Genomic DNA, 11,669 nt, shown 5'->3' on the forward strand with positions numbered 1-11,669 from the left:
AATTTGTGCCCGGCGCCATCGGGTGATGCCCCGTGGAGTGTCCGTGACGTTTTACATTGAGTTGCGGCGCTTTTTCGGTGAACCTGCGAGACGCAGCCCTCTCAGGACACCGCGCTGAGCGCACGAGAAGCGGACAGCGACACAGCGACAGGGGCGGACGTCAGCCGGTCCAGGCCTGCTCCTGGCGGAACGCCACGATCGCCACATCCAATTGCCGTGTGGCAGTGGTGATCTGCACGGTGGACCGCGAAGTCTGTACGAACCGGATATCGGGGGCCGGACCTCCCCGGCCCGCGGCGCCCAAGGCGATCACCGTCGACGACAAGCCCGCCGATGGTGGCGCGGCCGGACGGTCGTTGACGATGATCGTCGGCACGAACTCCGGCCCGCGCCGGCGTTCCACCACCGCGATGTTGGGCTGCGCCAGCGAGATCCAGCGCCGCGGCTGGTTGGAGTAGATCGCGATGCGCTCTCCCACCGCGGCAGCGCGGATCAGCAGCTGGCGCACGTAAAACTCGGACGTGTCCATCGCGATCCGGGTGGCGCGCTGCGGGTCGGTCAACGCCCACATCACCATGTCGTCGCGGTGGATTTCGGGGTCAGCGGTCAGGTCGTCGCGCAGCGCGGCCCCGACCAGTATCCCGGTGGGTCCGATCGGGATCTGCAACTCGTCCGGGTCGTCCAGGTGGCGGGGCGGCAGCTTCAGGCGCGGGCGTGCGGTGGGTGCGGCCCGCAACGTGGCGGCGTACTGGTCGCCGGGCAGCGGGTTGAGATACAGCGTCGGTGGCTGCGGCGGCGGCTGCGGGTCGTTGGTGCGCACGATGGCCGACACCATCACCGGCCCCCCGCCGTCAGGCTCGGTGTTGCGGTGCTTGAAAATGCTTGTGGTTTGTGCGATCTCGTCGCTGCGCAGCGCCCACATCTGGTTGAGCGCCGCGGTGTTGATGTCTTCCGGCGAGAAGTAGTATGTCGTCAAGTAGCCCGGGTAGGCGCTGATCGTGCGCCACCCGACATCCGGGCTGCGCCGACTGCCGTTGGTGCCCGCGCGTCCGAGCGCCTTGACCGCCACCGGTTCCCGGGTGCGACTACCGGCATCGCTGTCGCCGTCGCTTTCCGGGTCGGGCGGACTGGGCGCGGTGGCCAGCCCTGCGCTCAGCTCCTGTAATGCGCTGTCGAGCTCGGCGGCGCTCAGCGCAGTGGCCCGGATGCCTTCCTGCAGAAGAGCATTGACGATGCGCTCGGTGGCCGCCGCGGCTGCCGAACCGATCGAGGTGCGATACCTCAGGCCCGGCACCGACTCGGTGATGTCGAGACGCACGATCAGCCGGGTGCTGCGCTGGCCGGCGGCGGGCCGGTCGGCCAACAGCGTGCTGTATAGCGGGGGGTATCCGGTGCCGCGGCGCACCCGATAGCCCGACGACACCACGTCGATGCCGGCCAGCCGCAGCGCGCCGGGTTGATCAAGCAGACCGACCAGCACGTGCAGCGGCAACACATTCGTGGTGCGCGACACCGTCGACCCGCGCAAAAACGTCGGCGCATACTGTTGCCCGGCAACCGAAATCATGGTGATCGCTTCGTATTCGTCGGCGCGCACCCCGCACACCAGGTCGCCGTGCGGTACGTCGATCGCCGCGGCCACCGCGGGTGGTTCGCGGCGCTCGGAACGCCAGCGCACCGCGGTCGCCGCCCACACCAGCGCGTTGCGCCGGTACACGGTCACCACCAGCAGCACCACCGCGACCCCTGTGATGGCCGCCGCCACCCACCAGCGGCCGTGGCGCAGCGGAAACAGCAGGAACGCACACAGCGCGATCAGCTCGGCGCCCACCACCGGACCCAGCGCCGGCCGCACACCGACGGTGCGGGCTTTCATTGGATTCTCCGGCGTATCCCGACGACGGCCGCGATGATCCCGGCCAGCAGTACCACCGCCGCGGCGCCGATCAGGGCGGTATTGCGGGGCCGCAGGTCCGGGCCCGGCGGCGGCGGGGGCGCATGCAGCGCGGTGTTGATGTGCTCCACCGGTTTGGGATCACCGGGGCTCACATCGTAGGTGAGCGCGGCGACCGGGTCGACCACCCCGTAGCCCACCTGGTTGTCGACACCGCGCGCCGGGTTGTGCGCGGTCGCGGTGATCCGCCGGATCACCTGGTGCGCAGTCAGATCCGGGTATTTCGCCCGCACCAAGGCCGCCACTCCCGCGGTGTAGGCGGAGGCGAAGCTGGTGCCCCAGAAGCCGTCGCCCATCCCCGGGTCGTGGTCGGGCAGCGCGTTGACGGCGGCCCCGTCGGTGCTGGACAGGCCCATGATCCGCCACCCGGGGGCGGCCACACTCACCCAGGGCCCGTTGATGCTGTCCGGCAGCGGCTGGCCGTCGGGGGTCACCGCGCCGACGGTCAGCACGTAGTCGGAGAACCACGCCGGGGTGACGATCGTGCGCACCCCGGCCCAGTCCCGCGGATCGTCGGGGTTGAGCGGGTTGAACGCGGGGTTCTGGCCGCATTCGGACTGCTCGCCTTTGTTGCCGGCGGCGGCCACGATCAGCACGTCCTTGTCGACCGCGGCGTAGCGCACCGCGGCGCCCAGCGCATCCTGGTTGACCGGGGTGGCGGCGTTGATGCAGGACGCCACCGACACGTTGATCACCTTCACACCCAGGTCGGCGGCATGGCGAATGGCGCGGGCCAGGGTCATGATGTCGCCGGCCTTGCGGTGCAATTCGGCGTCATTGGGGTCGGGGTGGGCGGGCCCGAATGCCCGCGAGGACTGGCGGATCGAGATCAGCGCGGCATCCGGGGCCACCCCGACGATCCCGTCCGGGGCGCCGACCGGGGGGCCCGGCACCAGTGGTTGCTTGCCGCCGGCGTCCCCGGGTCCGGCGGAGGGGGCGTCCTCGGGCGGCGCAGGCGGTGGCGGTGCGGGCTTGGTGACCGTCACCGTCGACGGCGGCGGCGGGGCCGGCGGTGGCGAGGTCGGGGCCGGATTCGCCGGCGGCGGTGGCGGCGGCTGCACCGATGGCGCACCGACTGGGCGGGGCGGCGGGCGGTCGGCGGGGTTCGACGGTGCCGCCCCGATGATCGACGCCACGATGGTGCCGTGGCTTTCGCAGTCGGTGAGCCCGCCGTTGGGTGAGCCCATCACGTAGTCGCCGCCGGGGAACAGCGCCGGAAACCGCGGGTTGGGGGTGACACCGGTGTCGATCAGCGCCACCTTCACCCCCGCCCCGGTGGAGTATTGCCAGGCCTGCGCCAGATTGAGCATCGCGTTGCCGGGCGCGGGCTGGGTGACGTCGGGATCGCCGATCACCACGGGGGGAGTGCAGGCCTGGGTTTGCTTCATCTCCTCGCTGGGGCCGGGCGGCCCATCCGGTGGCAGCGCCCCGGGGTCGATGACCGGCGGGGCGATCGCCAGCGCCGCCGGGGCGCCCATCACGTCGGCTGCCAGCAGGACCGCCGCCGCGAGTGCGGCCAGCGCGGGACGCGCCCGCATCAGTGGTACCTGACGTAGTGCAGCAGCCCGACCGCCCACGCGGCGAACGGGATCACCAGGGCGGCCAGCACGTATTCGAGGTACTCGACGACTTGGCGCACCGGCGGTGAGAAGAAGTGCGAGGGCACCGTGGCGCCGACGATCAGCCCGGACACGGCAACCGCCAGCACCCCGGCCGCCGATACCAGCGCGGCCACGGTCGCGCCAGGCGCCGCGCTCAGCCCGTAGTGGGCCGGGATCGCGATCATCGACAGCGACGCCGCGCCGACCACGGTGATTGCGTGGCGGCGGTCGCGGAATGCGCGCGCCCGCAACACCAGCACCAGCGCCACCACCGCGACCACCACGATCGGTGGCCACTGCGAGCCGGCGCCGGGGTTGATCGCCAGGATCGAGGACGCCAGGCACACCGCTCCCACCCCGAACAGTGTTCCGGTCAGCACCCGGTTGGATCGATGGGCCACCTCGGCCACCTGCTCGCCGCGCAGCGTGATGTCGTGCGGGGCCGATTCCACCGGGGACACCGTGTCCTCGGGTTGGCCGGGGGCGCGGGTGAACAGGTCGCGCCCGGTGATCGAGCCGAAGCTTTGCCGCGGCACCTTCGCCATCCACAAGCCCATCGTGGGTGCGGCGCGCGCGGCCACCAGCACCGCGATCAGCATCACGATGGCGATCCGCTGGCCGGGCACGGCGAAAAACATCCGCACCGCGCCCGCCGCGAATCCGGCGCAGGCGGCGGTGATCACGGCGGCGGCCGCCGTCCACTGCCGGCCCGTCAAGCGCGCCAGCATCAGGGCCCCCACGATCGCCACCAGCGACGCCAAAAACGCGTGCGGCGCACCGGGATGCGCGCCGTAGGGTGCGGTGGCGCCCAGCAGCACCGCGGCGCCCACACCCGCCCAGGCGGCACCGTCGACCACGACGCGCTGCGCGCCCGCCCGGGCGCACAGCATCGCAGCCACGATCAGGACCACGGCCCCGCCGGCGAACACCGCCGGGACCGCCCACACCGCTTCGGCGCCCCACCGGATCCGCCACACGATCAGCGCGGCCACCGCCAGCGCCGCCCCGGTCAGCGCCGCGGCCACCGTCACCGCGTCGCGCGCGGACACCATCGGGAAGTGCTCCTGGGCGTAGCGCGCCAGCGCCGTGGAGACGTTCTCGATGTTGGGCCCGTAGCGTTGCGCGGCGCCGACGGGCACCAGGGCCAACAGATCCGCGTCGGCGACCCCCTGCGCCGACAACGACATGTCGTCGGCGAGCGCGGTCATCCCGGCCACCCGCGCGAATTCGTAGACGCCGGGCGGTAATTCGTCCTCGCCGCGGGCTCGCAGTTCCCGGTTGATCGCATCACGAGTGGCGTCGGTGAGCGCCGAAAGCGGCACCGCCGCAGGCAGCACCAGATCCACCTGATGCGACTCCCCGGCCAGGATCGACACCCGGCACGACGACGGGACCAGTGGGGCTTCCGGAGGGGTGGGTGAGGGCGGAGGGCTTTCCCGGCGCACCGTCGTCATCGGCGCTCCCACTCTTCGTCGGTGGTGGCCGCGAAGTGCTCGGCGATCGCCGCGGCGATTTCGATCAGCCGCCGGCGGGTGGTCCGGCCGATCTCATGATCGATGTCGATCACCCCGCCCGGACGCAGATGCGGATCGAACGGCAACTCGACCACCGCCTGGCCCCGGCTGCTGAACTGGTCGACCAGCACCGAGCGGGTCCGCTTGTCGGAGTGACCGTCGGAGTCGTTGAGCACCACCACAGTTCGGTGCAGCAGCGCCGTGTAGCCGTTGTTGCCCAGCCACTCCATCGTCTGCGCGGCCGCCGACGCCCCGTCCACCCACGGCGAGGACACCACGATCAGCGCGTCAAGATCGGTGAGCACCTCCAGCGTGACCGGGTTGTCGATCGCGGTGCCGCAGTCGATGATCGAGATCGTGAAATGGTTGTCCAGCCGCGACGTGGCCTCCCGGTAGATCGCCGGGTCGAGTACGCGCCGGCGCGCGGTCGCCGACTCCCCGGCCAGCACGAACAGTCCGGAGGCGTTGTTGCCCACCCGGGACCGCATATCGGCGAACGTGTGCAGATGCTGATCGGCGGCAAGTTCCCAGTACGACCCGGCCGCATGCGGATCAATGCGGCTGGCCAGCTTGCCGAACGCGGTGTCGGCGTCGATGGCCACCACACGGTCGTCTTGGCGAAGCTCGGCGAAGATCGAACCGACACAGGCCGCCACGGTGGTTTTGCCGACACCGCCCTTACCCAGCACCCCGATCTTGTAGTGGCCGCGCAGCAGCGTGCGGATCTTGGCTTCCAGCTCGGCCAGGCGGCGCTCATCCGGGGACAGCCCGAGATTGATCAGCCCGAACGTGCCCAGATACACCGCGCGCCGCCAGCCCCGCCGCGGCGGGTGCTTGCGGGTAGGCACCAGCTCGCTTTGCCGGATCCGGTCCACATAGGAGTAGCTGGCCGACGCGGGCTCCCAGGGCGGCGGTTCGGCCTCGTGCGGGCGCACCGCCCAGCGGCCCTGCTCGGGCGGCCCTGCCGGCGCATCGGCGTTGGTGGGCCAGTGCGGCGGTGCCGGTGAGGGCGGCTGTGGGCGGTCACGGTTGGCCCACCCATTGGGGTCGGCGTGCGGCGCAGCCGGCATCGGGCCTGCGCGCCACGGCGGCTGATCTTCGCGCCGCGGCGCGGGACGCTGCTCGGGGCCGCCCCGCATGCCGGGTGGGCGGCCCGGTTCGTCACCGGGCGAGGGCGGGCGGCGCTCACCGGAGGGTGAGCGGGTCGGGGTGGTCCGCTCGGGATCTGCAGCCGGCGACCGGGTTGGGGTCGTCCGCTCCGGATCCGCAGGCGGTTTCGGCGGTCCCGGCGGCAGCACGATCTGGGTGGTCTCGTCGCTGACCACCGCCCGGGCGTTGTCGGCGGTCGCGGGGCGCGCCTCGCCGCCGCCGGTGTCGCCCGACGGCGCCGGCGCGTCCGTGTCGATGATTTTGGCCGCCCAGTCGGCCAGGTTGAGCTCTCCTGTCGTGCGCGCGCGGTGCGCGCCGGAGCCGCCGCCCTGGCTTGCGTCGTGCGCGTTGGCTTCGCCGCCCTGGCCCGGGTGCGGGCCCGCGGCCGGGCCGGCGGAGGGTTGCTGGCGTTCCCGCAGCATCGGTATCGGGGACGGCGGGGACGGCTTGGCTGCGTCGCCGCCGTCCTGCTCGGGGCCGAGGCCCGGGGTACCGGTGCTTTCCCGGTCGGTCACGATCCTGATCCTAACGGCGCCGATTCTCTATATCCGTACACAATTTCCTACCCTTGATTTCTTGCTCTACCGGCTAGTGGCCGCTCTGGGTCGGCAGCGCTTCCGCGCCGGTGACTGGAGCGAGCGTATCGTGCTGGGTCATCGCGGCCTGCTTGCTCAGCGCCGGCCCGGGCGCGAACACCCGGATCAGCGGCCACGGTGCCTGGCGCGCATTGGCGGTCGAGATTCCCAACGCGCGCAGCGAATCCTCTTCGAGCTCGATGCCGTAGCGCACACCCTGGTCGGAGATCCACCACATCGACTCGCGGCTATCGGCGGCGGGAGCGGCGCTGGTGGTCATCACCAGGTTGGTCGCCGCCTTGCCGATGAACGCCTGATCGGCCTCCACCGTCTCTCCACCGCGCACGTCTTTGACCAGATGCACCAACTGCGCCTCGGAGCCGACCGGTATCGGCAGGCCCTGCCCCGACAAGACGGTGATCTCCGCGGCCCGGTCGGTGGCACCCTTCGACCAGGCCACACACGTGGTGCCGTTGACCTTGGTGTCCACCAGGTGAAGCCGGGTTTCCGGGTAGTACGACACCGGCAGGCTTTGCACCACAGGCACTTTCGCCAACCGGTCGGGCGCCACCACCACCGGCGCCAGCCCGCCGAACGAGTTCGATGCCCGCACCAGCGACGCCACGAACGGCGAAATGCGTTGCACCCCATCAGGTAATACGACATATAGGGTGTCGGCCCCTGGCTGCTGCAGGCCGTGCACCGCCAGCACCGAGCCGATCACGACGCCCGGCGCGATGTCCCACGGGGACGGCTCACCGGCCGACGGGATCGCCGGGCTGGTCATCGGCTCGGTCGCCGGCAGCGCATCGAAGAGGGCCTGGGACAGCGGGATCGGCGCGGGCGCATCCGGATCGACACCCAAAGCCAGGGCCACCGCCTTGTTCGACAAGTCGATTTCGGAGCGGTGCCCCTCCCACACGACATACGTTTTGTCCCGGTAGCGGGCCAGGATCGCATTCGGCATGCGCAGCGGCGCGGAGCGCTGCCCGATCGTGACCGGCCCGGCGATCGCGGTCACCACCGGCTTGGCGGCCGCGGAGGTCGTCGGCGTGGCGGCCGGGGCCGTGTCGCACAGCGCCCACTGCGACGCGTCGGCGGTCCGGATCGGCATCGCCGCCGGTGCGCCCACGATGCCCACCGTGGGGCCCTGCGGGTATTTGGACAGCTCGCCCGCCTTCACGAAGGTTGGATTGGCGGCCTGCCCGGTGATCAGCCGGGCGCTGGTCAGATTCAGAGCCGGGTGCAGCCGGCCGTCGACCAGCACGTAGATCGCTCCGGTGGCCCGTTCGGCCAAGATGTTGGACCGACCCACCTGCCCGGCCGGTTTGAACCACGACAGCACGAACATCAGCGCGACCGCCAGCAGCGTGAAGGCGATCCCCAGGATCAGGGCTGCGCTGCGGCGTTGCTCGGGGTCATACTCCAGTCGCACCCCGTGATGGCTCAGCGCGGCGGCGTTGCGGCGGTTCCAGAAATAGTGCGCCGTCACTTGCAGCCGCGATGTCAGGTTCAGGGCCATGGCGGTAACCTTACCGGCGCCGACGGCGCTAAATCCGCAGTAATTTCCCGGGCCCGATATCGGCTCATCGTAGCGGTGTCGTCGCCGGTCAGGCGGCGCGCGGGACAGCCAGCAGGTCGGCCAGATCGTCGTGCAGACCGCCGATCGAGGCCGGCCAGATGCTCATCCACTTCGAGCCGTCGGCCGCCGGCGTGGTGGTGATGCTGATGCGCCCGTATTCGGTGTCGGCGACGGTCAGCACCCGCTGGTGCACGTGACGTTTGATGCCGTGGTCGACGACGGCCACCACCGCCATCGCCGACTCGTCCAGGCGGGCGGCCGCGGTCAGCACCTGCGCCTGTTGGGGAGCCAAGCCGAGCCGGCCCAGTGCGGCCGCCACGGCGTCGCGGCCCAACGGCACGGCGCGCTCGAGCGTCGACTGCACCAGGTCGGCGGGCAGGTTCACGCCCTCGATGTCGGCGGGCGGGGCCTCCCCGAGCGCCGGCAGCAGCGTTTGACAGATCAGCTCGATCTGCTTGTGCGGGTCTTCGGCCTCGCCTACCGCGTCGATCACCATCTCGTCTCCGTCGCGTGCGGCCATCGCCATCCAGCGCCGATGCCGGCACACCACCAGCACCCGCTCGGTCACCGTCGGCGCGGCATCGGCCGCGTCGACGTCGGCGGGCCGGCGGATGACCAGCATGACCTCCCGCTCCGGGCGGCCCAGCACCGTCATCCAGTCGCGCACCACGTCATCGACGCGCCCGCTGGAATCGATCACCCCGGCCTGCATCAAGCTGGCGTATTCGGCGGTCTGGGACAGCGGCAGCCGCCCCGCGGTGGTTTGCACCATCAGCGACTCATGTACCGAGGGCACAAACGGTTTGAGCCGCAGCGAGGCCGGCATGGTTTCCACCCCGAGCAGGGCCTGCAGCACCCACACGCCGCCGACGGTGGTCGTCAATGCCATTTCGCCGATCTCTCTAATGGTCGGGTTTGCAGCAAAAGGGGACCCAACCTGGCGCTGGGCCCCCTTTTTCGGTAACGAGACCCTGCTAGATGCTCATGAACGAGTTGCCCGCCGAGTGGTCTTGCGAGACGAAGTTGGCGAGCGAGGTGTCCACGGCGTTGCCGTGGCGCTGGATGACATCCCGGCCTTCTTGGATGCCGTCGTTGATCATCTGCTGCACCTGCGTGTACGCGGTCGAGCCGTGCTGGGTGTCGAAGTATTCGTGCAGCCCGGCCAGGATGTTTTGCGCCTGGCTGGCGATGTTGTCCAGCTCGGAGCTGTAGGTCATCAGGCTGTGGGTGTAGTCGCCGATCATGCCGGGGTGGTACTTGAGCATGCCGTCTTCCATGGTGGTCTCCTTCTATGCGGTGTAGTCGGTGGGAATGTCAGGTCCAGCGCAGGTCGCTGGCCACAGCGGCGATCGATGCGGCGTTGTGCTCGTCCTGCTGGCCGTAGTTGTGGGTGTTGCTGCGCACCAGATCGATCACGTGGCCCCAGCGGGTCTGGATCTTCATCTGGGCGTGCTGGATCTCCTCGGCAGTCACCACGTTGGTCTGACCGGCGCCGCCTTCCAGGCCGCCGCTCTGCAGTTCCGTCGAGTGGTTGTAGTAGCGGTTGAGCACGTCGACCGCCTGGTGCATCAGGTCCTCCAGATTGTTGGCGGTCTGGAGAAGTGTGTTCTGTCCTACCAGCATTGTTGGAATGCTCCCCTCATTGTCGGGTTGGTCGATTCGTTGATTCTATGGGCCACCGCAGGCCCCCCATTGCACTAATTTCGCTGCCTGTCCCCCCTGTCCACGGCCGGGCGTGCGGTGATCTGCATCGTCCGGGTTGGTGGTTTTTCCGAACTGGCCCCGCCTTCGCGACCCATCGCGGCCGGCGCCCCGTACAGGCCGCCGCCGCCCATCCCCGACGGTTGTGCGCCCGCAGCCACCGGCTCGGGTGCGGTGGGGCCACCGGTCCAACCGCCGGGCAGTTTGGGTTGAGCGGGGGTGGAAAAGCTGCTCACCGGCCGGGTGAAGGTCGACGCCAGCGAGGCGCCGCCGAACCCCGCACCGCCGCCGCCGGCACCGGCGCCGGTTCCCGCGCCCGCCGATGCCAGCGCGGCCTCACTGGACAGCGCGGCTGCCGGCTCGGCGACATTCTGGGCGCCGAGCCCGGCGCCCATGGTCTGCAGCGGGCCCAGCAGCCCGCTGGCCATCTGCGGCAGCGAGCCGGCCAGCTGCGGCAATTGGCCCAGCGTCTGCGGGATCTGCCCGGCCGCCTGCGGCAGCTCACCGATCATCGACATCCCCTGGCCCAGAAATGATGTCATCTCGGTCGCCGAGGAAGCGGGTGTGCCCGCCGCTTCGCTGGCGGGCCCGACAGCAGTGGCGCTTTGGGTCATGGCCTGGGTGCTGGCCTGCATTCCCGCGCTGGCGCCGGCCTGCGCGGCCGCGGCACCAACCCCGGCGGCCGGAGCGGCCGGATTCGACGCCGTCGGCAGGAACGGCGCCGGAGTTGCCAGCACGGGCAGGGCAGCGCTGACCACCGCCTCGAAAGAGGCCATCCACGAGGCGTTCGTCGGCCAGTGGTGACCGTAGTAGTCGCCGTCCAGGGCGACGATCGCGGGCGTGTTCTGCCCGATGAAGTTGGTCTGCACCAAGGCGAACTGCGTGGCCCGGTTGGTGTCGGATACCGGCCCGGGAACCATCCCTTCGAACGCCGCCTGATAGGCCTCCACGATCTCGCCGGCGGTCATGGATGCCTCCTGCAGCCACGCCACCGCCAGGCCCATCACCTCGACGAATTGGGCGGCCGACATCACCATCGCCGCCCCGCCGATGCCCTGCCAGCCGCCCGCCGCGGTCGATGCCGCGTTCACACCCATCATCGCCATCTCGCTGGTCAGCATGTCGGCCAGCGCCTGATGGCCCGCCGCCGCGGCGGCCGCGCTCACCGCGTGATCACCGGCGGTGAGCGTGTAGTAGTTCACCTCCGGGGGGTTGGCGGCGGAATCCCCGTAAAGTGTCATCGGCTAGAGGGTGCTCAAATCGACAGGAACGCCTGGTTGATGCCATCCACCGCGGCATAGCTGACGCCGTTCACGCCAACGGTGTCGGCGAACAGCGACCGCATCGTGGTCAACTCGGTCATCATGGCTATCGTCTCGGCTCCCCGGGCGTTGAGCCCGGCTGCGGCGGCCGCCGAGGCGCCGTCGGCGCCCATCGGCAACACCGCGGTGATCGTCGGTGCGGCGGCCCCCAGCGCCCCGGCCATGGTGCCCGCGCCCGCGGTTTCGATCCCTGCCGACAAACCCAGCAGAGCCGGGTTCACCCCGATCGGTAAAGTCATCGCGTTGCCTTCCCCTGAATATTGAAGAACTG

Annotated in this window: 10 protein-coding genes; all 10 read right to left on the reverse strand. The window is 70.5% G+C overall.

What is annotated here, in order from left to right:
* Positions 1–160 precede the first annotated feature (160 nt).
* Positions 161–1,876 (reverse strand): type VII secretion protein EccE, encoded by a 1,716-nt coding sequence (gene eccE / locus G6N47_RS25960; RefSeq protein ID WP_083134329.1) that lies wholly within the window; start codon positions 1,874–1,876, stop codon positions 161–163.
* On the reverse strand, positions 1,873–3,492 hold the full coding sequence (gene mycP, locus G6N47_RS25965) for a type VII secretion-associated serine protease mycosin (RefSeq protein WP_163659876.1): 1,620 nt from the start codon (positions 3,490–3,492) through the stop codon (positions 1,873–1,875). Before mycP ends, eccE begins: the two co-directional genes overlap by 4 nt.
* Positions 3,492–5,009 (reverse strand): type VII secretion integral membrane protein EccD, encoded by a 1,518-nt coding sequence (gene eccD, locus G6N47_RS25970; RefSeq protein WP_083134646.1) that lies wholly within the window; start codon positions 5,007–5,009, stop codon positions 3,492–3,494. The genes mycP and eccD overlap by 1 nt, the downstream gene beginning before the upstream one ends.
* Positions 5,006–6,733, reverse strand: coding sequence for a MinD/ParA family ATP-binding protein (locus G6N47_RS25975; RefSeq protein ID WP_232080416.1), 1,728 nt, complete (start codon positions 6,731–6,733; stop codon positions 5,006–5,008). Before G6N47_RS25975 ends, eccD begins: the two co-directional genes overlap by 4 nt.
* Positions 6,734–6,806: 73 nt before the next feature.
* Positions 6,807–8,315 (reverse strand): type VII secretion protein EccB, encoded by a 1,509-nt coding sequence (gene eccB, locus G6N47_RS25980; RefSeq protein WP_083134612.1) that lies wholly within the window; start codon positions 8,313–8,315, stop codon positions 6,807–6,809.
* 88 nt (positions 8,316–8,403) lie between these two features.
* Positions 8,404–9,264 (reverse strand): ESX secretion-associated protein EspG, encoded by an 861-nt coding sequence (locus G6N47_RS25985; protein ID WP_083134613.1) that lies wholly within the window; start codon positions 9,262–9,264, stop codon positions 8,404–8,406.
* A gap of 85 nt (positions 9,265–9,349) precedes the next feature.
* On the reverse strand, positions 9,350–9,652 hold the full coding sequence (locus G6N47_RS25990; RefSeq protein WP_083134614.1) for a hypothetical protein: 303 nt from the start codon (positions 9,650–9,652) through the stop codon (positions 9,350–9,352).
* A gap of 37 nt (positions 9,653–9,689) precedes the next feature.
* Positions 9,690–9,998, reverse strand: a complete 309-nt coding sequence (locus G6N47_RS25995) for a hypothetical protein (protein WP_083134615.1) — start codon at positions 9,996–9,998, stop codon at positions 9,690–9,692.
* 74 nt (positions 9,999–10,072) lie between these two features.
* The gene (locus tag G6N47_RS26000; RefSeq protein ID WP_083134616.1) at positions 10,073–11,317 is read right to left on the reverse strand and encodes a PPE domain-containing protein; all 1,245 of its coding nucleotides are present in this window, start codon (positions 11,315–11,317) and stop codon (positions 10,073–10,075) included.
* A 14-nt stretch (positions 11,318–11,331) separates the two neighbouring features.
* Positions 11,332–11,637, reverse strand: a complete 306-nt coding sequence (locus G6N47_RS26005; protein WP_083134617.1) for a PE domain-containing protein — start codon at positions 11,635–11,637, stop codon at positions 11,332–11,334.
* Between the last annotated feature and the right edge of the window lie 32 nt (positions 11,638–11,669).

It is taken from the genome of Mycobacterium branderi, from assembly GCF_010728725.1.
Lineage (GTDB): Bacteria > Actinomycetota > Actinomycetes > Mycobacteriales > Mycobacteriaceae > Mycobacterium > Mycobacterium branderi.